At 63.9% G+C, this 23149-nt stretch carries 20 protein-coding genes and 2 pseudogenes; 12 read left to right on the top strand and 10 right to left on the bottom strand.

Features of this window, described 5'->3' with window-relative positions; translation table 11 throughout:
* The first annotated feature begins 238 nt into the window (after positions 1–238).
* Positions 239–1756, top strand: coding sequence for an IS21 family transposase (gene istA / locus JX552_RS31350; RefSeq protein ID WP_065137463.1), 1518 nt, complete (start codon positions 239–241; stop codon positions 1754–1756).
* Between the two features lie 47 nt (positions 1757–1803).
* Complete coding sequence (locus JX552_RS31345; protein WP_065137472.1) at positions 1804–2529, top strand: ATP-binding protein; 726 nt, start codon at positions 1804–1806, stop codon at positions 2527–2529.
* A gap of 796 nt (positions 2530–3325) precedes the next feature.
* On the opposite strand, the gene JX552_RS31340 is transcribed toward JX552_RS31345, so the two are convergent.
* Together JX552_RS31340 and JX552_RS31335 are read right to left on the bottom strand one after the other, a co-directional pair.
* A complete protein-coding gene (locus tag JX552_RS31340) occupies positions 3326–3736 on the bottom strand; it encodes a helix-turn-helix domain-containing protein (protein ID WP_205878821.1) in 411 nt (136 codons plus the stop codon).
* Entirely contained in the window at positions 3721–4095 is a 375-nt protein-coding gene (locus JX552_RS31335; RefSeq protein ID WP_205878820.1) for a hypothetical protein, read from the bottom strand. Before JX552_RS31335 ends, JX552_RS31340 begins: the two co-directional genes overlap by 16 nt.
* A 525-nt stretch (positions 4096–4620) precedes the next feature.
* On the opposite strand from JX552_RS31335, the gene JX552_RS31330 reads away from it, so the two are divergent.
* The 6 genes from JX552_RS31330 to JX552_RS31305 all read left to right on the top strand — a co-directional run bounded on the left by JX552_RS31330 (position 4621) and on the right by JX552_RS31305 (position 11022).
* Positions 4621–6471 (top strand): PE domain-containing protein, encoded by a 1851-nt coding sequence (locus JX552_RS31330; RefSeq protein ID WP_205878819.1) that lies wholly within the window; start codon positions 4621–4623, stop codon positions 6469–6471.
* A 186-nt stretch (positions 6472–6657) separates the two neighbouring features.
* Positions 6658–7353 (top strand): sensor domain-containing protein, encoded by a 696-nt coding sequence (locus tag JX552_RS31325; RefSeq protein WP_205878818.1) that lies wholly within the window; start codon positions 6658–6660, stop codon positions 7351–7353.
* Positions 7354–8085 carry a sensor domain-containing protein gene (locus tag JX552_RS31320; protein WP_205878817.1) on the top strand — a complete coding sequence of 244 codons (732 nt, stop codon included), beginning with the start codon at positions 7354–7356 and terminating at the stop codon, positions 8083–8085. It begins immediately after the preceding gene.
* A 25-nt stretch (positions 8086–8110) separates the two neighbouring features.
* Positions 8111–9289, top strand: a complete 1179-nt coding sequence (locus tag JX552_RS31315; RefSeq protein ID WP_205878816.1) for a DUF4878 domain-containing protein — start codon at positions 8111–8113, stop codon at positions 9287–9289.
* A 71-nt stretch (positions 9290–9360) separates the two neighbouring features.
* Positions 9361–10446, top strand: a complete 1086-nt coding sequence (locus JX552_RS31310) for an AAA family ATPase (protein ID WP_241011295.1) — start codon at positions 9361–9363, stop codon at positions 10444–10446.
* Positions 10447–10536: 90 nt separating this feature from the next.
* The gene (locus JX552_RS31305) at positions 10537–11022 is read left to right on the top strand and encodes a hypothetical protein (protein WP_205878814.1); all 486 of its coding nucleotides are present in this window, start codon (positions 10537–10539) and stop codon (positions 11020–11022) included.
* 46 nt (positions 11023–11068) lie between these two features.
* Here the strand turns inward: JX552_RS31305 and JX552_RS31300 are convergent, their stop codons facing one another.
* On the bottom strand, positions 11069–11428 hold the full coding sequence (locus JX552_RS31300; RefSeq protein WP_205878813.1) for a hypothetical protein: 360 nt from the start codon (positions 11426–11428) through the stop codon (positions 11069–11071).
* A 384-nt stretch (positions 11429–11812) separates the two neighbouring features.
* On the opposite strand from JX552_RS31300, the gene JX552_RS31295 reads away from it, so the two are divergent.
* Positions 11813–12957 (top strand): IS3 family transposase gene (locus tag JX552_RS31295; RefSeq protein ID WP_205878812.1). Its coding sequence is split into 2 segments (ribosomal slippage): positions 11813–12080 and positions 12080–12957, totalling 1146 coding nucleotides; the frame shifts between segments, so codons are not numbered across the junction.
* 1308 nt (positions 12958–14265) lie between these two features.
* On the opposite strand, the gene JX552_RS31290 is transcribed toward JX552_RS31295, so the two are convergent.
* The 4 genes from JX552_RS31290 to JX552_RS31275 form a co-directional block, all read right to left on the bottom strand.
* Entirely contained in the window at positions 14266–16107 is a 1842-nt protein-coding gene (locus JX552_RS31290) for a serine/threonine-protein kinase PknD (RefSeq protein WP_205878811.1), read from the bottom strand.
* Between the two features lie 720 nt (positions 16108–16827).
* Positions 16828–17199 carry a site-specific integrase gene (locus tag JX552_RS31285; protein ID WP_205878810.1) on the bottom strand — a complete coding sequence of 124 codons (372 nt, stop codon included), beginning with the start codon at positions 17197–17199 and terminating at the stop codon, positions 16828–16830.
* 157 nt (positions 17200–17356) lie between these two features.
* Positions 17357–17662 (bottom strand): helix-turn-helix domain-containing protein, encoded by a 306-nt coding sequence (locus JX552_RS31280; RefSeq protein WP_205878809.1) that lies wholly within the window; start codon positions 17660–17662, stop codon positions 17357–17359.
* Positions 17663–17704: 42 nt separating this feature from the next.
* Positions 17705–18493, bottom strand: a complete 789-nt coding sequence (locus JX552_RS31275; RefSeq protein WP_205878808.1) for a hypothetical protein — start codon at positions 18491–18493, stop codon at positions 17705–17707.
* Positions 18494–18832: 339 nt separating this feature from the next.
* Here JX552_RS31275 and JX552_RS31270 point away from each other — a divergent pair, with 339 nt between their 5' ends.
* The 3 genes and pseudogenes from JX552_RS31270 to JX552_RS31260 all read left to right on the top strand — a co-directional run bounded on the left by JX552_RS31270 (position 18833) and on the right by JX552_RS31260 (position 20491).
* Positions 18833–19273: a DUF6308 family protein gene (locus tag JX552_RS31270; protein ID WP_205878807.1), complete on the top strand. Its 441-nt coding sequence runs from the start codon at positions 18833–18835 to the stop codon at positions 19271–19273.
* A gap of 565 nt (positions 19274–19838) precedes the next feature.
* Positions 19839–19999, top strand: a pseudogene (locus JX552_RS31265) (integrase core domain-containing protein); the annotation flags it as partial.
* Between the two features lie 210 nt (positions 20000–20209).
* Complete coding sequence (locus JX552_RS31260; RefSeq protein WP_205878934.1) at positions 20210–20491, top strand: hypothetical protein; 282 nt, start codon at positions 20210–20212, stop codon at positions 20489–20491.
* A 311-nt stretch (positions 20492–20802) separates the two neighbouring features.
* On the opposite strand, the gene JX552_RS31255 is transcribed toward JX552_RS31260, so the two are convergent.
* The 3 genes and pseudogenes from JX552_RS31255 to JX552_RS31245 form a co-directional block, all read right to left on the bottom strand.
* Positions 20803–21057, bottom strand: a complete 255-nt coding sequence (locus tag JX552_RS31255) for a site-specific integrase (RefSeq protein ID WP_205878806.1) — start codon at positions 21055–21057, stop codon at positions 20803–20805.
* 121 nt (positions 21058–21178) lie between these two features.
* Positions 21179–22338 (bottom strand): annotated as a pseudogene (locus JX552_RS31250) (IS3 family transposase).
* Between the two features lie 64 nt (positions 22339–22402).
* The gene (locus JX552_RS31245) at positions 22403–22804 is read right to left on the bottom strand and encodes a hypothetical protein (RefSeq protein WP_205878805.1); all 402 of its coding nucleotides are present in this window, start codon (positions 22802–22804) and stop codon (positions 22403–22405) included.
* Between the last annotated feature and the right edge of the window lie 345 nt (positions 22805–23149).

The raw sequence follows: 23149 nt of genomic DNA, 5'->3' as shown, positions 1-23149 counted from the left end.
AGATATCGACGATGGCACCGTCTGTCGGCGGACATGAAAAACTGCCCACTGGCGGACATGAAAGTGCCCATTCGCGGCCAATAAGAACTGCCCACCGGCGGACACGAAAGTGCCCGCAGGCGGCCATGAATCTGCCCAGACCTACTTGATGCCGTTCGGCGCGTCAGCGCCGTTGCGGCCTCTCCTGCGGTTTCGATGTCGATGCCTAGTCGACCCGACAACCCCAGGAGAGACCTACTTGAAGTCTGACGGAGAACTCATGGAAATACTCAATGCCTACGACCTGACCGGCTCCTACCGCGCCGCGGCCGAGCTGTGCGGGTGCTCGCACCACACCGTGAAGAAAGCGGTCGAAGACCGCGACGCCGGCCTGCCGCCGGCCACGCGGCGGGCCCGAATGATCGACGACTGGCGCGACCTGCTGGAAACCTGGGTGGCTGATTCGAAGGGCAAGATCCGCGGCGACAAAGCCCACGACAAGTTGGTGGCGTTGGGCTACACCGGTACCGACCGCACTACCCGCCGCGCGCTGGCGGAGATCAAAGCGCAATGGCGACTGGGCAATACACGCGTGCACCGGCCCTGGATTACCGAACCCGGACTATGGCTACAGTACGACTTCGCCGACGGCCCCCTTGTCGCCGGCCGCAAGATCGTGCTTCTCGTGGCCTGGCTGGCCTGGAGCCGCTATCGGGTGGTGATCGCGTTGCGCGACCGCACTGCGCCCAGTGTGTTCGCCGGCCTGGACCGGATCTTCCGCGTCATCGGCGGTGCTCCGACCTACCTGCTCACCGACAACGAGAAGACCGTCACAACTGGACACATCGCTGGAGTTCCGGTCCGCAACCGCGCCGCGGTCACCTTCGGCCGCTACTACGGCATTTCGGTGCTGACGTGTGAACCCGCCGACCCAGCCACCAAGGGTGGAGTGGAGAACGCGGTGAAACTCGCCAAAGCCGACATCGTCCCTACCCAGACCAACCTGCTGCCGCAGTACGACTCGTTCGCCGACGTCGAAGCCGCATGCGCCGGGTTCACCACCGAGATCAACGCCCGCGTGCACCGAATCACGGGACGCCGGCCGGCCGAGATGCTCACTCAGGAACGCCCGGCCCTGCACGCGGTCCCTGACCTGCCCCACACCGCCGCGTTGGGGGTGACCCGCCGGGTTCCCGACAACACCCCGATGGTCACCTTCGACCACTGCCAATACTCGCTGCCCGCAATCCTTCTGGGCCAGACAGTGTGGATCCGCGACCACGACAGCACCGATGAGGTGGTGATCTGCGCCCTTGATGACGGCGGCCCAGTGGAGGTGGCCCGGCACCGCCGCGCCACCCCCGGTAGCCCCGCCATCAACGATGACCACTTCCCTGAGCATCGGGACAGGGTGCCCGGTGATTACCGGGTGCGGGCCCGCACCGTCAGTGAGCAGACGTTCCTGGCGCTGGGGCCGGGTGCGGCGGTGTGGCTCAAAGAAGCCGCCGCCGTCGGCACCGAACGAATCCTGCAGAAGATGGCCCACGCGGTCGAACTATCCGCGCTGGCCGGCCGCGCCGATGTCGACTGGGCGCTCGGTCATGCCGCCGTGCACGGCCGCTTTGCCACCGGCGACCTCGATTCCATCCTCGCCAGCAAGGGCATGGACCCCACCCGCCGCGGCGCCGACGAAGACACCTCCCTGGCGCAAGGCACCAGCGGGTGGAACTTGTTCGGGCGCACCGTTATCGACGCTGACGAGGCAGGCATCGCGTGACCACCACCACGACCACCAAGCCGCTACCCGCCGACGTCGAAGCGCTGATGCGTGGGCTGCGGTTGCCGCACGCCCGCGCGATCGCCGCCGACGTGCTGGCCACCGCCCGAGCTCAACGCTGGGACCCCACCGAGGTCATCAAAGCGCTGCTGACCGAGGAAGCCGCCGGCCGGGCCCGATCCATGCTGGCCGCCCGCCGCAAAGCCGCCGGCTTCCCGACCGGAAAGACATTTGACGTGTGGGACCCGAATGCGTCGTCGATCCCGTTACCGACCCAACAGGCGCTGCAGACCCTGGAGTGGGTGCGTCGTAGGGAGAACCTGGTGGTCTGCGGGCCCGCTGGCACCGGCAAGACATTCTTCCTCGAAGCGTTGGGGCAGAAGGTCATCGAGGCCGGGATGCCGGTGGCGTGGTTCACCCTCGAGCAGATCGGGATCCTAGTTCGGGCGCACCGCGCTGACGATTCGTTGGGCAAGGCCGTGGCCAAGATCGTACGTGCCGAGCTCGTGGTGATTGACGACGTTGGACTGTTGCCAGTCGGCGCCGATGCCGCTGAAGGGCTCTACCGCATCGTCGAAGCCGCCTATGAACGGCGCTCGGTGGCGATCTCATCAAACCTGCACCCCAGTGGCTTCGATGAGCTGATGCCCAAGACGTTGGCGACAGCCACCGTGGACCGGCTGCTGCATCACGCGCACCTGTGCCAGACCAGCGGAGACTCCGTGCGGCTGGCCCAAGCCCTGCACGGGAAGGGAGTCAAACCCTTGAGCTAACAACGGCCACAACCACCGGCGGCGGACACACCCTCATGGGCAGATTCGTGTCCGCCACTGGGCAGTTCTTACTGGCCACCTACGGGCAGTTCTCATGTCCACCCACGGGCAGTTTCAGCTGTCCATTGACAACCGTCGCCCAACCATGCTGCCGTCACATTGATCATGCTCAGTCTCCTACCACAAGGCCCCCACGACGTAACGCAAATAATCGTCTCGCGCCCCAGAAACGGAGTAACGCGAACATATTCACCAGCCGGAGTTTCTGTTGCAACGGCCTCGACGAACCTCATGTCGTGTACGTCTTGGACTTCGGGGAAATCCAGCGGCGGCTGCATGTGGCGATTACGGTCAATCAACGTCCGCGATGTGCAGACCCTGCTGACCGGCCGGCCCGCCGGAGCCCCGCCGTGCGGTGTCGATCATCGAGCAGATCGCATCGGCGCTCCCCGCGCGGTCCACAGCGTCCGATCACGAGTGTGCCGTCGGGCGTGAGTCGGGTGAGGCGGGGGAATGTCCGATGCTCCGGTGTGCTGCACGGGTCCAGCGGCACAACGAGGCATAGGAATAGCGCACATGTGGAATACATGCACTCCGCCAGCAAGCTGTGAGCACACGAATTACTCACCGCTGCTGGAGGTGTCGTGTACGTTGCAGAGTTTGGACGGCAGATGCGGGCCGGATCACTAGACGAGCGGCGCGCCGGCCCAGACGCAGCTGGTGCTGATTGAGCTCGGCGGGGAAGGTTCAGGAGGTGCACGGTCGCACATCCCAAACCTGCGGTCGCTAGTTACTGCTAGGGGAAGCTGGGGCGGAGAGAGCGAGGCGGCTTTCGGTGTGCGGCGCGCGAGCACGGTGTCGACTGGCGCGGTGCTCCGCATACACCGCAGCGAACCGGCGCGAGCGGGTGGTTGAGGAAATAGCGGGTGGGGAGCCTGGCGCCGTCCTCATCAAACTGCGGTTCGCGGCGGATCAGGCCGCGCTGTTCGAGCTCCCTGAGCCTGCGCAAGACGGTGCTTCGGCCCGCACCCGATTCGGCCGCCAGCGTGCGCAGGGTGGGCTCGCAGGTGAAGTTGCGATCGACTTTGTCCGACAACAGGATCAGCAGCAACCTCTCGGTCGGTGAGAGTTCACCGGCGCTGATGGCCCATTCGCGCGCACTGAGGTTGGCGAGCGCCGCGCAGTGGCTTGTCATGCGGCCATCCACGGCAGCACTGCATCGCGGATGGTGAGCAAGACGGAGTCCCGTTGCGGTCCATTCATCGATGCGAGGCTTCCCATGAAACGGCGCCCCAGCGGGTGGCTCATCCCAACCACATCACCGGGATCACCGATGTCTGCTGCCAGCACGGAGACAGCGCTGTTGACCCAGGTCATTCCGCCGCCGCGTTGGCATGGGGATGCGGTGTAGAGCAGTGCGGCCAGCACCGGCTCGCTCACCGCCTTCCACACATCCATATCGCGCGAAGGGCCGGCATGGTGCTGCGCGGCAGGAGAATTAAGCATCGCGCACGCCAACACTATTGCTCCTTCGAGAGTTTGGATGTGATCGGTGGGGTCGGACACCGCAATTTTCCTTCGCAGCCAGTTGGATGTGGTGGTATGGCAACGGTATGGCCCGTACAGCCGCTATTCGACAGCCGACGTGAAAAAGTTGCCGGCAAATTTTGTTGAGAAACCGGGCGCCTCTCGCGTCGGGGGGGTCCGGGCCCGGCGACCTCTTAGCCCGCAGCCCACAGCGTGCGATGCAGCTTGCGAGGCACGCATCTAGCCAGGCACTGATGCAGTAATGTATCCTGTGCGTTAGTGCATCTGATGCTTTTATGTTTGCGCCGCGGTTGAGCCGCGGAGCGCCAAGGAACAGAAGCGGGTGCTACGGGCAGGGCGGGCCGACACGCTCTGCCAGCGCACGACGTAAGGGTGCGGGCGGTTGCGCACCTTGGGAGGCGGCGGTTAACCGCGCCATGAGCAAGGACGGGTAGCAGTGGCGAATGTCCGGTGTTGCCGCCGCGGCGGCCCCGACGGGGATGGCGCGGCTGCGCCGACTCCTGTTGAACAGAAGCAATTTTCACGAAGGACGGGATTCTGAAATTGTCATTCGTCACTATCGCACCTGAGTTGATCGCGTCCGCGGCAAAAGACCTGGCCGGGATCGGTTCTGCGCTGGAGGAGGCTGGCGCGGCCGCGGTCGCGCCGACCACCACCGTGTTGGCAGCGGGGGCCGACGAGGTATCGGCGGCCATTGCGGCGCTGTTCAGCTCCCATGGCATCGCTTATCAGGCGGTGAGCGCGCAAATGTCGGCGTTTCACGGTCAGTTCGTTCAGTTGATGACGGCCGGGGCCGCGTCGTATGCCTCGGCTGAGGCAGTCAACGTCAATCCGCTGCAAAGCGTGGAGCGTGAGGTGTTGGGGGCGATCAATGCGCCGACGAACGCGCTGTTGGGTCGGCCGTTGATCGGTGACGGAGTTGCCGGCTCCGCGGCCAACCCAAATGGCGGGGCCGGAGGCCTGTTGTGGGGCAACGGGGGCAACGGCTACAACGGCGCAGGCGGCGCTGGGGGTGCAGCCGGTCTCTTCGGCAACGGTGGTGCCGGTGGCACTGGAGCCGTCGGCAGCGCCGGGGGAGCGGGCGGTACTGGCGGGCTTCTGTACGGCACCGGTGGTGTCGGCGGCACGGGCGGCATCGCTGCTAGCCCCGCAACGGTCGGCGGTGTGGGCGGCGCCGGTGGTGCAGCTGGACTTTTCGGTGACGGTGGGGCCGGCGGAGCGGGGGGTGCCGGTGCGGCCGGGACAAACTCGTTGTACTTCTCCGGCGGCGCCGGCGGACTCGGTGGCGCAGGAGGCACCGGTGGACACGGCGGCATATTGGGCGGAAGCGGCGGGGCCGGCGGGGCCGGCGGGGCTGGCGGCAACGGCGGCAGCGGCGGCACCCTGCAGTTCGTTGGCGGCGGGGGCGGCAACGGTGGAGCAGCCGGCAACGGCGGCGGCGGCGGCCTTGGCGGAGACGCGGGGATGCTGTTCGGCGCCGGCGGCAGCGGAGGCGCCGGAGGGGCCGGAGGCACCGGAGGCCACGGAGGCGCCGGCTACTCGATCGGGGGCTCGGGCGGCATGGGCGTTACCGGCGGCGCGGGCGGGCTCGGTGGTGCAGGAGGCCACGGCAGCCTGTTCGGTCCCGGCGGCAATGGGGGTATGGGCGGCGCCGCGGGTAATGGAGGTACCGGCGGCGCGGCCGGATTCGGCGGTTTTGGCGGTAACGGTGGGCAACCCGGCACGCCCGGGCTCGGTGGGCAGGGTGGCCCGGGAGGGTTGTTGAGCCAACCCGGCGCGCCGGGCGCACCCGGAGCCAACGGATACGCTGGCGGCTCCAACGGCACCATAATCGACATCGCACGAGGTGGCGTCGACGGCTCGGTGGGGGTCGTTCAGGACATCAACTCGATCGGACCCTCGATCCAGAGGGCGCTGACCGACTCGATGAACAGCTTCAACGCCAGTGTCGCCCAACAGATTCATCAGCTTGCCGTACAGGCACAAGCATCTCTGCTCAACGCCGCCGGATTGAATTTCCTCGACGGCGGGACAGGCAATCTGGGCCTGTTGAACTTCGGCAACAACAATCAAGGATTCTTCAACTTCGGCAACGGCAACAACGGCGTCCTGAACTTCGGGGACGGCAACACCGGCAGTTTCAACTTCGGCAGCTACAACCGCGGCAGCGTAAATGTGTTCGGCAACGCCAACTTCGGCAACTTCAACCTCGGAGCCGGCAACATCGGCAGCTTTAACGTCGGCTCCAACAACTACGGCGGCAACAACTTTGGGTTCAGCAACGTCGGTAATCGCAACTTCGGTTGGTCCAACGTCGGCGACGGCAACATCGGAACCTACCTGCGCGGCGAAAGCCTGCTCGGTTTCGGCTCGCTGGCGCTCGCCCTCGCTTGATAAGCGGATGACGCCGACGATGGATTGCGCCTTAATGCAGGACCTGACAGGCCGCCTGCCGAGCTGGGTAGATGCCTGCGCCGACCTCGCGGTCATTGCCGTAAGCGTCTGCCGTGAGATCTGCGCGGAGGCCAGGCCCGCCGTGTCATCGCGTACGAGGATCCTTCTGTTGCGTCGGGGCTTGCCATGCTGACCCGGGCCGGCGCGGCAATCGGCGTCCTCGGCGTGGCGATCTTGAGCGCGGGGTGCACCACCCGCGTGGGCGGAACCGCTCTTGCCGCCGCTGATTTGGGGCATGTCGCTCTGCCGGTAGCCGTGGAGGCGATGGCGGGGTTGTTGCCCTCCCCAGAGCAGCTGGACGCGGTGTTGGGGGTGCAGGGGATGAGTGCGAAGCAGTCGCTGTCATACGGATATAGCGGCGCCACTGCCTCCGATGACTGCGCAGAAACCTGGAATGTGGCGTGGGTTCCGATGTACACCGGCTTGGGCTGGGTGGCGATGCGCACGCAGTTCGTCGCAACCCCCGACAAGGAGCACCGGGTGTGGCAGGGCATTGTGGTGTTCCCGTTCGCGGTGGACGCCACGGCGTTCTATTCCCGGCAGGTGGCCGCCTGGCGCACGTGCGACGGGCGCCGCATCGCAATGCGTTACCTGGATGAGCCGGCATCAGCGGATCAACTGTTTAACGTCGGGTCGGCCGGGGATCATGACGGCATCCTGACCCAAACCTCCACCGAGGCCGACGAACCGACCTGGATGTGCGAGCACGCGCTGAGTGCGCGCAACAACGTCATCGTCGATGTGCAGGTGTGCGGGGAGCGGCTGAGCGGGCAGGCGGAGTCGGTGACGCGGGCGGTCGTGGCGAAAGTGCCGGTGTCCTAGATGCGGTGGGTCATGGCGATGCTGCGCGCGTGCGCGGTGGGGGTGGTGTGTGTCGCGGTGGGCAGCGGGTGTTCGACCATCGTGTCGGGGGCGGCCCGTCCCCAGCGTGCCCGGGACGCGGGTGCACCGGTGGTGGCCGCGGACGGTGTGGACCGTTTATTGTTGTCGGAGAACCAGATCGGCGAGATCGTGGGAGGCGGTGCGCGGGCCGCCGAGGGCTTCGTGATCTCGCGGCGCTACTCGGTGATTACGCAGCCTCAGGGGGAGTCGTTCTCCGATCCTTCGTGTGCGTCGTCGCTGTACAACACGATGTACACCAGCTATGCGGGCAGTGGGTACACCGCGGTGGCCGGGCGCACATTGCACGAGCCTGGCCCGCACCCTACCCACGACATCGATGAGGCGGTGGTGGCCTTTCCCAGCGCCGACGTCGCGACGCGGTTTGTGGTGCGCACCTCGATGGCCTGGCAGCGGTGCGCCGATGTCCACCTGTCGACCACTGAGCCGCCCCCGGACCCGGTGACCCTGTTCTACACGCTGGGTTTCCCTTCAGCCACCGGTGATGTCGCCACGGTAGTCAACGTGCTGGAGGGCGGGCAGGGCAAGGTGTGCGCGCACGCGATCGCCTCGCGCGCCAATGTCGTGATCGACGTGTACATCTTCGGCCCGAAAGTCACTGCCGCGCAACCGGTCGCGATCGTGACGGCGATCGCCGAGAACATGCCGCACTGACAGACAGAGAAATGGAGATCGTGTCGTGAACAATTGGACACCACCGCCGGGCGGCCCGCAGCTGCCGGGGGCGGGGCTGAATCCGCACGCACCGGTGAAACCGCCCGGGGGACGGCACACCTGGGCAGCGCATCCGGTGGGCCCGCATGCCACCGGGCCGGATACGGCGGGCCTGCAGCCGCTTGGGCCGCTGTACTCCCCGAGCCCGGGCGCACTGGTGGGGCCACCGGATCCCAAACGGCGCAAGGCATTGTGGGTCACCCTGGCGGTGGGGGCTGTGGTCGTGGTGACGGTGGCGGTCGTGCTGTTCCTTACTCTGGCGGGGGGAGGATCCGGTAATGGTGGGGCCGCCACTGCCGGGGATGCGGTCAAGGGATATCTGGCGGCGCTGGCGCGTGGTGATGCCGAGGCGGCGTTGTCCTACGGGGTGGATCAGCCGGCCAGTAAACAGTTCCTGACCAACGAGGTCCTGAGAAAGCAGATCACCCAGTGGCCGATCTCGAATATCCGGATCCTCAGCGACGACTCCGGTGGACTGGGGATGGGCCGGGTGCACGTGGTCGCCAACTTCGGCGACAAGAACTCCGACACCACCCTGTATGTGAAGAAGGACCACGGCGGCTGGAAGCTGGATGCGGCCGCGATCAAGCTCGACGGTCAACACTTTTCCACCTCAGGCAACGCCGCCGCCAAGACAATCACGTTCTTCGGCAAGCCGGTGGCCGACGCGACGGTGTATGTGTTCCCCGGCTGGATCGACATCGGCTCCACCAACCCGTATCTGGCGGTCAGCGCCAAACCGCTTCTACTTGATCAGCTCTCGCTGAGCGGGGGGGCGTGGATGAGCCCGGAGATCGCCCTGTCTGACACAGGAAAGGCGGCAGTCGCCGATTCGTTCAACGCCGCGATGGCCGCCTGCGAGCACTCGAATCTGCTGGCGCCGCCGGGGTGTCCGATGAAACTGGATTCCTACGATACCCGCACTCTGGTCGATGGCACGGTCAGCTGGGGCCCGCCCGACACCAGCGCCATGGATTTCTCCCGCTTCAGTCCCTACCAGCTGTCGGTGCACTTCTCGGGCAAGGTGACGGTGCCGATCACCGCCGCCACCCGCAAGGGTGGCACCGAAACGGCCACCGCCAGCCAATTCCTCTACGGCTCCGCGGATATGGCGAAAACACCGCCCGCGTTGACCTTCGACTAACCCGGCAAGGAGACCCGGTCATGACCGTGGACAACACGTGTGTGTCCCCTCACGAAATTGAGGGGGCTCAGATGAGCATTGCCGCGTTGGTGGCGGCGTTTTCGGCCAAAGTGGTCGGCCAGAGCACGCTGCGGGAAACGCTGCTCATCGGGCTGCTGGCCGGCGGGCATGTGCTACTGGAAGGTGTGCCCGGGCTGGCCAAGACGACCGCGGCGCGGGTGATCGCCGAGTCGATCGAGGGCCGCTTCGCCCGCATCCAGTGCACCCCGGATCTGCTGCCCAGCGACATCATCGGCACCCAGATCTTCGACTCGGCCACCAATTCCTTTGTCACACGCCTAGGTCCAGTGCACGCCAACATCGTGCTGCTCGATGAGATCAACCGCTCTAGCGCCAAAACCCAGAGCGCGATGCTGGAGGCGATGGAAGAACGGCAGACCACGATCGCGGGCACGCTGTATCCGATCCCGGAGCCGTTCATGGTGATCGCCACCCAGAACCCGGTCGATCAAGAGGGCACCTATCCGCTCTCAGAATCCCAGGCCGACCGGTTCATGCTCAAAGACGTTCTGCGGTACCCGAGCGTGGCCGAAGAGGTCGAAGTCATGATGCGCCGCGACAACGGCGTCTACCGCAAAGACCGCCCAACCCCGGCGGTGATCGGGCTCGAGGTAGTGCGCCGGCTGCAGACCGTGACCGCCAGCACCCATTTGGACCCGGCGCTGATGAGCTACGCCAGCCAACTGGTCGCGGTCACCCGCACCCCAGGGCAATACCTGCCACCGCCGCTGGCCGCGGTCATCGAATACGGCGCCTCCCCGCGGGCCAGTTTGGCGCTGTGCCACGCCGCGCGCGCGCTGGCGCTGCTGCGTGGCCGTAAACACGTGCGACCCGAAGACATCGCCCATGTCGCACACCGGGTGTTGGCGCACCGACTGGTCCTGGGCTTTGAAGCTGCCAGTGCCGGCATCACCGCCCACACGGTCATCGACTCGGTGCTGGCCGCGGTGCGTCTGCCCGAGGACTGTCATGGGTCAGCTCCTGCACGCCGCCAAGCGGCATTTCCCCGGCCCCACCCGTGGGTTGCTCGACGGCGGCCGGTATGCGCTGCCTCACCGGCAAAGCCTGGGGAGTCAAGAACTCCGGGCAAGACTTGACCGTGCCGTTCCAGGTCACCGTCAACTGCCCCTGACCCAACCCACCCGCGCCCCTGCGCGGTTGCGCCACCCCGAGAGGAACAACACACCGTGTTCACCACCGCCCGTATAGCCGCCGCCGCGGCGGCGGCACTGGCCGCAGCCGCGGCCACCCCGACAGCACACACTGACGTGATCTTCATCCGCTGCCAGTTCTCCGTCGACCAACCGTTCGCCTACGACCTCGGCGGCGCCAAATACGCCGGCAGCCGGATGAACGCCTCCAACTGCCAGACCAACCTGCCCAGCGCACCAGTCACCCTCGAGTTCCACATGCAGGTCGGCTACGGAGACCAAAACAGCGGAGCGACAGACGTTTTCCGCCGCGACTACAGCGCAGTGATCGACGTCCACGACGGCGGCTCCTACTCCGTGCAATTCCCCAACGACGATCAACTCATCGCCCTCAAACCCGGGTCCTACATGGCCAGCGGCACAGCCACGTCGACACTCGAAGGCTTCGAACACCCCAAGTCCGTAGACACCAAGATCGCCACCTGGGGCGTCAACTGGGGCAGCCTGCCGCACATGTCCTAACGCTGCACCGCGCTGAGTGTGGGGATGCGCCAGGATCCCTACACGGTCACTGGCCCGAGCAACGCCATTCGATGCGACCATTCTCGTTTGACCAATGCGACGTGATGTTCGGCGCGCCGCTGTCAATGACCATGTGGTAGAGGGTGTCGATGTCACCGGGTCCTTGAAAACCGAACCTCGCAAGGTTTTTCGGGTCACCGGCCCATTCGGCTGGGTCAAGGCCGGCCTCGTGTGAGGTTCTCTGAAGTTGGGCCGCGTTGTCACCACAGAAAGCGGCCAAGGGGGTCTCAGCACGTGCCTGTGGCGGGGTGGCGAAGGCCATGCTCGTCGTTGCTGCAACGATCACGAACAGCCCCGGCCGAATTCGCTCGTGTAGGTGCAAGCAGCCAATCTTGGTGAACTTCATCAGCGTGATCCTCCCATTGTGAGCTTAGAGGTCCTCACGACGCTACGTCTGCAAGCTTTTCGACCGGCTCTTGGAGCCGGGATCCACGAAGGCCTGCGCGGAGCCCGATCGTTTCAAGTGAGAGCGGCGATCGCGCCGGACGACCATCGTGTTCTGGTAACGCAATAACCCTCTTCCGTCTGCTCGCTGACAAGCACGCCGTGATGGCAGACCGATGTGATCCGGTCTCGGAGTTGCAGCGGCTGCGTGTCAACCGGTGGGCTACGGTTGGCCGCCTAGCCATCCACCAATGAACAGGCCAGACTGGCGTGTTCCCCGTGAATGAGTCCAGCTTGTTTTAGAGTCCTGTGGCCCGAGGTCGGGCTGGAAGGGACGATGAAACACATGGCTGGTCGTAAGCGGCATTCCGCGGAGGACATCGTGCGCAAGTTGCGCCGCGCGGACGAGCTGGCTGCTGAAGGCAAGACCGGTGACGAGATCGCTGCCGAGTTGGGTGTCTCAGCCGCCACGCTGTACAACTGGCGCCGCGCCTACGGCGGCATGGACACCGACGCCGCCAAAGAGCTACGGGAGTTGCGCGAGCAGAACACGCGCTTGAAGAGGCTGCTGGCCGAGGCCGAACTGGAGAAGGACGCGCTGCGGGAGGTCGCGAAGGGAAAATTCTGAGCCCAGCTGCCAAGCGGCGCGCCGTGGACATGCTCAAGGACACGCTGAGTATGTCGGAACGACTGGCGTGCAAGGCCGTTGGGCTGGCCCGCTCCACCTACCGCCGCTTGCCCGCGGCGCAGACTCCGGATGATCCAGACGCCCAGATGCGAGCCTGGCTGCGCTCCTACGCCACCAAACACCCCTGCCACGGGTTCCGGCGCGCCTGGGCGGCCTTGCGCTACGACGTGGGTCGTGAGGTCAACCAGAAGAAAGTCCATCGGCTGTGGCGCGAGGAGGGCCTGCAGGTCAAGATCCGCTCGCCGCGTAAGCGGTCTGGGGTGTCCTCGGTCCCGCCGGTGGTAGCCGATGCACCGAACGTGGTGTGGGCGATCGATTTCCAGTTCGACTCCACCACCGACGGCAAGGCCATCAAGATCGCCTCGATGCTCGACGAGCACACCCGCGAGTCGCTGCTGAACATCGTGGAGCGCTCCATCACCGCCGAACGTCTCGTGACCGAACTCGAGACGGCGTTCGCGGTGGCCGGCGGACCGCCGAAGGTGCTGCGCATGGACAACGGCCCGGAGCTGGTTTCCCAAGCGCTGCAACGATTCTGCGAGAACAAAACCGGCCTGCTCTACATCCCACCAGGATGCCCGTGGATCAATGGGCATATCGAGTCGTTCAACAACCGGCTACGTAAGGAGTGCCTCAACCGCAACCACTGGAACACCCTGTTCGAGGCCCGCGTGGTGATCGGCGATTTCAAGCACGAACATAATCACCGACACCGCCATTCGGCGCTGGGCTATCGAACCCCCGCCGAGTACGCTGCGGCTTGCCGGCACACCCACACCCCGGTGGCCTGCGAGATCAACTGAATCCGGATCAAACAAACCCGACTCCAAAACGGGGTGGACTCAGTAACGGGGACTCGCCAAGACTGTTGGACAACATTTTTACTGATCAAATTGCGCAACGCCTACGGAGATGGCCTGCCCTTTGCCCAACGTGAGGCCGACGTCTACCGGGAACTGTGCGCCACTGTGGTCACGGCTGGACGTACACCTGGCGGTCGGCGGCGCGTAGACGTGATGATCGCGGCTGTGGCAGTCGCTAACAACGCAGCCCTAGCCATCCGAAACATTATCGACTTCGCCGGGCTCGAAAACGCACTTGAGGTCATTGCACTTTGGTGAGCGGACCCGGGACCAGCCCACCCGGATAAGAAAGCGGTGTGCCGTTGCCCGCCATGCAATACGACGTTTTCGACGGAATCGTCAACGCGTCTAAGGCACACCGCTTCGTCGAAGGCGCTTACCAGACGCACCCGACCACCTTAGAACGTGACTGTGAGATAGGCCGCGAGCGTGCCGCGCGATGAGCCGCCAGTGCCCGGCCACCCCGACGAAATGCGACCTATCCGGCAAACTAAGAATTAGGCTGTCGCCACCATGTCGACCACGCGCAGCCGCGAGAAGGGTCCGTCGCTCTGGGGCCGGTTCCTCGAGCGGGTAGCCCCGCGGGTGAGCGGCGGTCGGCCAAAGAGGCGTACGGCACGTGGTTGCTCGGCCAGGTCACCGAACCTCAGTCCCGCCGGGCGACCCGGCGCCTCCATCGGATGCGCGGATGGAAGGGCCTTGACCGCGACGGCGCGGTCAAGGCAAGCAGTGATCAGAACTTGTGGATGGCCCTCGGTGTGGGCGATCAGACAACTTGCACGGCCATCACTTGACGGGCCGCGTGTTGGCAATCTCGGCGTACCGCCCGGCAACCACTCGACGTGACAACCTCATCCCCTCCTTGTAACGGTCCCGACGACACTTTCTTGCACCGACGGGACAGCCCTGCTCTGCTGGCTTGTCGAGGTGACCACCGGATAGAACATTTCCCAACGCGTTACCGGCACGACGACATCCCGCGCGAGCGCGCGCACCACGTTCCACGTGTACAACACACGGGGGCCGTGGACCCTCACCTTCACCACGCTGTGATCAGCCTTAAACTTGCGGCTCCGCAGTAGGCGAGGTTTCCGTGATCGTCGTAGGCGGCGCCAGCGCAAGCGCACCCACAGCCACCGGGACACCCGACCTCGACGCCCTAGACGAAAGGCGGCTTGGTAACTCTTCTTCGGTCGACGGGGAGGCGGACAAGGCTATTGCCCTCTTCGCGCTTTGCGTTCGTGCGTGCTAGCGCTCTTCCAGCTTAATTACCTGGTTGTTCCCATCTGCGACGTAGATGGAGCCGTTGCTGTCAATTGCCACACCATGCGGAAATTGAAGGCCTTTAAACGGCAGCACAGCCTGTTGGTTGGAATCGGGGGCTAACTTGACGACTCGACCGTCGTGGTCGTGGTCGACAACGTAGACCGCTCCTTTCGTGTCGGCAGCAAGGCCATAGGCGTCTGCGAAGCCTCGAAGGGGCAGCGGCAGCTGGTATTTCATTTTGGCGACGAGCTTAAGTACTCGGCTATTGATGCCGTCAGTGACATACACGTCGCCAGCGTTGTCAATGGCAAGAGCGTGAGGGTTGTTGAGGCCGGTGAAGGGCAGTTCGGCTTGTTGTGTGGATCCAGCGGCCAGTTTGAGGACACGGTTGTTGCGGGTGTCAGCGACGTAGACCGCGTTTGAGTTGTCAGTCGCGACCCCGAGGGGCCTATTGAGCCCGACGAAAGGCAGCGTTGTCTGTTGTCCGGCATGAAGTTTGACCACTTGATTGCCTGCGGCATCGGCCACGTAAACCGCTCCGGTGCTGTCGACGGCAACACCACGGGGTTCAACATTCGTCAGTGGCAGGGTAGTGGGTGTGTTCGATCCGGCAGCGAGGATGGTGACCTCAGCTGGACCCGAACGGTTGATGCCCGTGGCGTACACAGCACCGCTGCGGTCGACCGCTACCCCGAAGCTGTCGGACAAATGGAAAGCGACGGTCTGAGACCACGACGATGCGTGCTTGCCGCTGACTACGAAGAGGCTCACAACCGTTATAACTGCCACGATCGCCGCGCTCGAACCGATCAAACTCACAACGATGCGGCGTCGCTGGTTCCGTAGTGCTGGAGTCGCGTCATTCCCTGTCTGATCGGTCTCAGTAGAAGGCGATGCACGGAGAGGTTTCTTCGGGCTCGGAGGTGTCTCTTTGTCGACGGCTTGCGACCCGTGCTGGCGCGCATTCGGTGCGGTGGGGAACCGTTCCGCAGAGCGGGGATGCGGTTGGGCAGCGCCACGACTGAGGGCAACTCGGGCCGCCCTGGCCAGATCTGTGGCGCTTTGGAACCGAAGCTCGGGACTTTTCGCCATTCCCCTGGCAATCACTTCGTCCATCGAGGGTGCGAGTCCTGTCACCGTGACGGATGGGCGCGGTGGCGGGGCCGACAGGTGTGCCGCGTACTGCTGTTCGAGACTGTTCCCCGGAAATGGTCTGGTTGCGGTTAGGCATTCATGCAAAACGCATGCCAAAGCGTAGATGTCGGCACGGTGGTCCGCGCCGGTGCTAAATCGTTCCGGAGCCATGTATGCCCATGTGCCAATGAGGCTGCCAGTGGTCGTCATGCCGGTGTCTCCCGCAGCGCTCGCGATACCGAAGTCGATCAGGTACGCGAAGTTGTCTTTGGTGACCAGAATGTTGGACGGCTTGACATCGCGGTGGACCAGCGCAGCGTTGTGGGCTGTATCGAGCGCCGAGGCGATCTGCCCGATGATCTCAACGGCCCGGTCCGGCTGTAGTGGCCCGTGGCTGAGCAGCGTTTGCAGCTCTTGGCCTTTGACGAGGCGCATGGCCACATAGAGACGTCCGTCAATCTCACCGACGTCATAGATCGGAACCGCGTGAGGTTCGTCCAAGCGGGCAGCGGCGCGGGCTTCCCGACGGAACCGCTGCTCAAAGGTTCTGTCCTGAGCGAAGTGCGGCAGCAGCATCTTAATCGCCACGGTCCGGTCGATGACAGTGTCATAGGCACGCCACACCTCGCCCATGCCGCCGCGACCCAATAGCTCGATCAGCCGGTATCGGCCAAACGGTCTTCCCTGCAAGTCATCCCTCCCTAGCAAACGTGTACCGACTAGCCGCTTCGTTCACCTCGCATCATGCACCGGCGGGGGCGTGTACTCGCCGAAGGTGCGGGACTCAAATGCGGTTCCAGGCTGAGCCTATGGGGAGTCGCTGCCACCGTCTTCCGTGTTTCGTCCGGCGATGAGCCCGTACAGCGGTTTGCGTGCTGCGGCGATGCGCGTTTCGCCGCCGCGGCGGTGACGTAGCGCTGGTCACTGCGAGGTGGCCATGGATTCGTGGCCCAGGAGCTTCATCAGCGTGTAGACGCTGACCTGGGAGCCGGCAAATTCGGTGGCGTAGGTGGTCAACCAACGTCAGGACCGCCCCCCGGTTGGTATGCCGACCCGACGGGCGAGTCAGGGGTCCGTTTGGTGGGACGGTCAGGAATGGACTTCTACCGTCGGTTAGCTGACGGCCGCAGTTTGCACGACAGCGTCACGGACTGCCCTGGCTGAACGTCGATGCCGCACTGAACCAATAGATGAGCAAGCCGTTCGCGTCGATGAGTTCAATCCACGCCTTGATCCGCTTGGCTTGTTCCCGGACACCGCTGGTGAAGCGCGAAGGTAGTGATGAACACGCCCCTGCCGCCCTGCTTGGCGACGACAAACCACTCGACAAACCGTTAATACATGATTTCGCGGGGTGCCCTCCCAGCGCGGCCGCTGCCGCGGCAGCTTGACCTGCCGAGTGCGCAACTGCTAGGCGTTGGCTGCGGGCCCTTCCTTCGCCATGAGGAAATGGTGACAGCGCCGCAAGTCGGGGACTCGCAAGTCTGGGCGCCCGCCAGCGGCGCGCGCGTGATGAAACATTGGGTACAGGACCGACGGTGAGAGGTGGCGGCCGGGATCGAGAACGGAAGGAAAAAGAAGTGCCTCGCCATTGCGGTGAACGTGGTAGCGCAGGTGGGCGTTGATGCGTGGCGCCAGGGTCGCCGGGATAGGGATGTCTCGAATTCCGAGCGTGCTTTTTGGTGTGGTGACCTCGAAGCGTCGGTGGGCCAGCTTCACCGCCCGGCGCACGCGCACACTGCCGGCCATGAGGTCGATGTCTTTGCGCCGCAGCTCTGCCAACTCGCTAAACCCATGCCTGGCCATAGGAGGCGCACGACATTGGGCCGCAGCTGATGTCGATGGCCGGTCTCCCTTCGCTTAGCCGGTAACGTCTTGGCGCCAGTGTGGCGCGAGCGCCTGCGATCACGTACGCCCATTATGGGCGGCCCGCTGCGGTTCATGGTTGTTGTGGGACAGTCGGCGTGGCTCCTGCGTCGGGTCCTGACATCCACCGCAACGTCACCAGTGCGACGGCGACGTCGATCAGGTTCTCCTTTAGAGGTCGTGGCAGCAGGCGTTGCGCCGTGTCAAGTCGATTCAACATGGTGTTGCGGTGGGTGAACAAAGTTTTCGCTGCGTGCGTGACGTTGCAGCCGGCTTCGATGTAGGCCAGTACTGAGGCGTGTATGGACGGGGAGGCGAATGCGAAATCCCCCAGTGTCTTCTCAATGAAATCAATTGCTTCTGCACGATTTTTCGCCACCAGCCCGATGAGCTGCAGTTGCGTCGAACTGTGCAGGACCCGCTAGGGGCACTTCAACTGGGCCATTATGCGCTGGGTGGCCAAAGCGTCGCGGTGGCTGCGGACGAAGCCTGTAATGCCGTAGCCGGGGCCACCGAGCGCCATGTACACCTGCGGCGCGATGGCCGCCTCGATCTGACCAGGATCAACACATTCCACCTGGTGTGCCCACACCCATTGGGATTGGGCGCCGGACGTCACTGAAAGCGACTGGCCGGCGCAGGCTTCGATCAACGCTCTAGCGGCGTCCACCAGAGCGGCTGCATCGTCGTCGCCTCGATCAGACCAGATGACAGCCGCGGTGTGCGGCAGGTCCAGGCGGTAGCCCAAAAGACCAGCCACGACGGCGGTGTCGGTGTCGGTAGCGGTGCCATAGAGCAGGGACTCGATCAGCGCGCGACGCTTGAGGTTCCTTTGGTGCTCAATGTCGGCGTGGCGCCAGTCGGCCTGCGTGGGGGCGCACACGTATCGGCATGCGGCATCAAGGAACTCGCTCAATCGCGACATGGACAGGTTGAGCACCTCGCGTAGCTCCTCGGGGTCGGCGCCGAGGCCGGACGCGATGTCCGTCCAGCGGCACCACGCCACGGTCTGAGCGATGCGGAAGATGTCAGGGGTCGAGGCGTCCAGTCCCCGGTGCGCCAACATGCGAGCCAGGTCGAGATTTTCTGCGGTATCCAGCAGGGGTCCGCGGCCGTAGACCTCCATGCCCACACCGATAACCGATTCAGCCAAGGCTCCGCAGAGCCATTCGGCGCTGAGCTGTTCATATGCGAAGTCCGTCTCAACCAATTTCGACGATACGTCGGGCGCCGCGATGTATGGGACTCGCAGCTAGTCTGGGCAAAGACCACTACTTGTGACGGTTGGATTGGGGATCGTAACCGCGATCGCGACTTTGCGCTCGCATTCTTGGACATGTGAGAGTGACAGGGTGTCTACTTCAGAAGTCATTGTGATCGCCGGCAGGGAGCGGTCGATCGAAGAGTGTGTGGCCCAGCTGCGGCAGTATCCGGGCCGGACCATCGTCGACTACGACTTGCCTGGTCCCGGCGACCCGGAAGTGCTTACTCGTGCGGAAGTAGCCCGTACATGGGTCATCTATTCACGTATATCGGAAGAGCAACTCGTATGGTTGTCGAACGTGCAACCAGCGCGCCGTGGCCGCCAGCCGACGCTGATCTTCTACGCGCTGAGCCGAATATCCGAAATGGTCTCTACGACCAACTCGAATCGTTCTACCGGCACTTTGAACAGGACGCGCCAACCAACGTGGCTCGATCGAAAATCAGCAAGGTACTTCACATCAAGCGCCCCGCGGCTATCCCCATCCTTGATTCCAAGGTGACCGATGTGTACCGCCAGCTCGCTGAGCAAGCCGCCGACCGCTACCCGCGTCTGAAATACCAGAGAGCCGCCTACTGGCCCGCCATTCGTGACGACTTGATCACCAATACTGAGTCCGAAGCGCTCACGCGGCTACGCGCGGTACTCGGCAACGAGGGCACACTAGGCGCGAACCTGCACCACATCACCGATCTGAGACTCCTCGACATGCTGACTTGGCAGTAAATGCGCAAACGCGTCATCATTTTCATCAACCCGGTAACCGGCGAAATGCGCGACGGCCCAACGGCGCTGATGTGTGCAGAGCTCCTCTCAGCTCGGCGCATTCGTCGACCTCGTTGAACGGAAGCTGCAGCCCGGCGCCGCGTGGGACGACAGCATTCCCTACCTGTACACCGGCGACGGAATCCGCCGTTGCGAGCTGCGCCTGGACACACTCGGCTATACCCGGACATCGCCGCTTACGTCTCCTTCGACACAACCGTCCTGCTCGCCACGGTCGGCCGCCGCTTCTCCTATGATCCGGCTCTCCTTACCGTCGATGCCCAAACCTGCTCCACGACAACCGAACACGATCCTCTGCAGGGCACAGCAGTTACCAGCATCATTCGGGCGCCGGGAATGCTGCTAGTCACCAGAACATCGACGACAAGTTCCAAGACCTCGTCGGTTACGCATGACGCGGCCGCAGGTGCGACGTTCACATTCCTGCTCAGCGAAAAACAGCGCGGCAACGCCGCTTATCAGAGACCACAGCCCAGATTGCAAATGTTCGCGTCGCTCTTGGCTACGCGATGAACTTCTCAACTAATGGCGCGTCGACTCGTTGCTGGAAGCCTGTGTGATCATCGAAGCCTGGCGCCGCCATTACAACGCGAACCGACCCCACTCCACCCACTGTGAACTTACCCAGCTGATTTCGCTCTAAAGTGGACCACGACCCACCAACCCGCGGGTCGCATAGCGGCTGCCCTAATGTTAGCTCGGTACAAGGAGGTACGAGTGCGCAAGATCACGACGACTGGACTGCGGACCGTGTGCATTACTGCGGCCGCGGTTGTTGCACTGAGCGCCTGCACGTACACACCTAGTGCTGACAAGCACTATCACGGAACAGTGGGTGGCTCCGATGCGCCCAGTAGCACGGTTTCTGCACCGGCAGTGCCCGCTTACCCAGTCTCTATCAATGGCACCGGCGAGTCGGTCGAGACTGCCGAGCTGGTGGCTCACGGCTACACCATCAAGTACCAGGCATCCAGCTGGACGATGATCGTGGCGCCGGTGCAGGCCGACGGCACTGACGGTCCTCCCGCCATCAACGCCATCGGACAGAGCACTTCCCAACGCGTTACCGGCACGACGACGTTCCGCGCGAGCGGGCGCACCACGTTCCACGTATACAACACACAGGGGCCGTGGACCCTCACCTTCACCCCGCTGTAACTCAGCGGCATCCGTCGCAGCCACACTCCGAGTCCAGCTGCGCTTCTTTGGGAAGAGAATAAGAGAATGCGCTGTCCTAGCTGCGGAGAAGATATCCCTTACGACGGCGAACATTCTTCGTTAGCGGTCGACTGCGCGATGTTGCTCAGAGGAGAAGGTCGCAAGAGCGCCGCAAATCGGGCACGCGGAGATCTGGGCGCCCGGCAGTGGCACGCGCTTGATCAAACATCGGGTACAGGACCGACGGAGACAGAGCGGCAGTTATCGAGAAATGAAGGAAACAGCAGAGCCTCGCGATGAGGCTCGACGTGCTAGCGAAGGTGGGCGGTGATTATCGGAGCCAGCTTGTGCGGGATTGGGATATCTCGGATTCCAAGGGTGCTTTTCGGTGTCGTGACCTGAAAGTGGCGGTTGATCAAGGCGACCGCGCGGCGCACGCGCACGACTTGGGCGTGGAGGTCTACGTCTTTGCGCCGCAGCTCTCCTAACGCGCTGAACGGCATCGCTAACCAGGCGGCCATGCGGATGGGGGCTTGGTAGCGTGCCGGCATCGCCGCGGCGATCACTTCGAGTTCCCCGGCTGTTGCGGGGCGTACGGCATCGCCGCGCCGCGAGGTCTTGACGGGTCTGCTGCACGAATAGGTGACAGTTTGACCTGCCCTACCTGTTGGGTTCCAGTCGTGGTGGCTAACTGACGGCGGTGAGGGTGTCGTTGGTGAAGGATAGTTCGTACTCGATCGGGGTGCGGTAGTTCAAGGCCGAGTGGCGGCGTTGGCGGTTGTGGAAGATCTCGATGTAGTCGAAGATCGCGTTGGCCAGCTCGACGCGGGTCTTCCACTTCTGGCGGTCGAGTAGCTCGATCTGCATGGAGGACCAGAAGCTTTCCATCATGGCGTTGTCCAGGCCGTCACCAATCGTCCCGAACGACGGAACTAGTCCTGCGGAGCGGATCTTCTCGCCGAAAACCCATGAGGTGAATTGAGTTCCGTGGTCGGCGTGGACGATGCCGCCGGAAGTGGGCTGGCGGTTGCGGATGGCCATATCCAACGCATTGACCACCAACGTTGCATCCGCCTTCGAGTCCATCGACCAGCCCACGATCCGGCGGCTGAACGCATCCAGGACAGCGCAGCAGTACAGCCATCCTTCTCGTGTGCGGTGTTGCGTTATGTCAGTGACCCACAACTCATTTGGGGTCAGTCGGTGGAACTTGCGATTGACCAGATCGTCGGCGGTGGCCACGCCACGTAGTCGCTTGACCCGTACCGGTCCGGGCAGGCCGTAGATGCCGGCCAGGGTCATCAGGACCGACACGGTGCGCGGGCAGACGGTGATTCCCATACCGAGGGTGAGTTCAGCGTGGACGCGGCGATAGCCATAGGTACCGCGTGAGGCGACGTGGATCTCGCGGATCAGTCCGGTCAGCCATTGCCTGCGTAGCTGGGTGGCTGTGGTCGGTTTTCGCTTGTGTTTGTAGTAGTTCTGGCGTGTCACACCAAGAATGACGCAGCAGCGGTCCACAGGTGCCCCGGCGCCGACGAGTCGGTCGATCACCGGGTAGAGCCTTTTGGGAGGGGCTTGTCCCCCCCGAGGAACGTGGCAGCCTGACGCACGATGGCCAACTCGGTTTCCAGCTCGCGGATTCTTCGCCGGGCAGCGCGCAGCTCGGTTGATTCGCTCGTCGGGACACCGGGACGCATCCCGCGGTCGATGTCGTCCTGTTTGATCCACGTCGACAACGTGACCGGGTGGATGCCGAGATCGTCGGCGGTCTGCTTCTGCGGCTTGCCGGCGCGCACGAGCGCGATCGCGCGGGCGCGGAACTCTGCCGGATAGGGGCGGGGCATGACGGTCAGCCTTTCGTACAGGCCGTCATCACTTAGTCACCGAACCTGGAACCCGAACGGTAGGTCAGGTCAAGGTGTCACCTATTCGTGCAGCAGACCCGACCCCTGTGTCCTGGCATGGACTGGTATCGATCATATTGCAAGCCAACGCATCTTGCATGATTGTCCGCAGCACCGAGTAGGCATGTACTCGGGTGGTGGGCGTACTGGTGGCGGTGACGGCATACCAGTTCGCGACGGCGTCGGGGCTAATGTCGCGCAGAGTCGTCGTGGCGAAGGCCAGCAGAATGTGCTTCTTCAGCAGTCCCCAATAATGGGCGCGGGTGCGGCCACAGATCGGGCGCTGTTCGAGCCACGCCTGGCTGTAGTCCCCGAATGCCGTGGGAGGGTCGCCGGTGATGTCGATTCTTTCGTCTCTTTCGGGTCTCCGGTTGCGGTTGGTTGGCGACCGCGACGGCCGGATCATCACGTCTGCTCGCGTCCTACCTCGACTGAGGCGGGCGTGCAACAATCCGCATGCGTCACGGTAACGCAAAAGCCTGGTCCGCAAACACTTTTCGCCCAGTGCACATCGATGCGCGATATTTGACGAAAGCTACTGTTGCCTAGGGCTTTCTGTTACCGTGACAGATTGCTGCCTGAAGGCTATGGTCAGCAACCTAGGAACGCCGGGTATGGCGTCAATCTTTGATGGCTCACTGTGGTTGTAGATCCTCAGACGTTGTTCTGATCCGCGGGGTGAGTCAGCCTGGGCGCTACGTGTGTCCAAGAGCGTTGAACCCTGATTAAGGTGTCCATGAAACGGGTTCGG

It is taken from the genome of Mycobacterium gordonae, assembly GCF_017086405.1.
Taxonomy (GTDB): domain Bacteria; phylum Actinomycetota; class Actinomycetes; order Mycobacteriales; family Mycobacteriaceae; genus Mycobacterium; species Mycobacterium gordonae_D.
The sequence above is the reverse complement of the archived record's forward strand: the minus strand, read 5'-3'. Positions and strand labels throughout refer to the sequence as shown.

Bases quoted from the DNA above. Each gene is read 5' to 3' on its own strand.
- JX552_RS31320 (WP_205878817.1), top strand. From the start codon at position 7,354: ATGCGGTGGGTCATGGCGATGCTGCGCGCGTGCGCGGTGGGGGTGGTG.
- JX552_RS31300 (WP_205878813.1), bottom strand. From the start codon at position 11,428: ATGAAGTTCACCAAGATTGGCTGCTTGCACCTACACGAGCGAATTCGG.
- JX552_RS31245 (WP_205878805.1), bottom strand. From the start codon at position 22,804: ATGATCCGGCCGTCGCGGTCGCCAACCAACCGCAACCGGAGACCCGAA.
- JX552_RS31270 (WP_205878807.1), top strand. From the start codon at position 18,833: ATGGTTGTCGAACGTGCAACCAGCGCGCCGTGGCCGCCAGCCGACGCT.
- JX552_RS31325 (WP_205878818.1), top strand. From the start codon at position 6,658: ATGCTGACCCGGGCCGGCGCGGCAATCGGCGTCCTCGGCGTGGCGATC.
- JX552_RS31345 (WP_065137472.1), top strand. From the start codon at position 1,804: ATGCGTGGGCTGCGGTTGCCGCACGCCCGCGCGATCGCCGCCGACGTG.
- JX552_RS31310 (WP_241011295.1), top strand. From the start codon at position 9,361: ATGAGCATTGCCGCGTTGGTGGCGGCGTTTTCGGCCAAAGTGGTCGGC.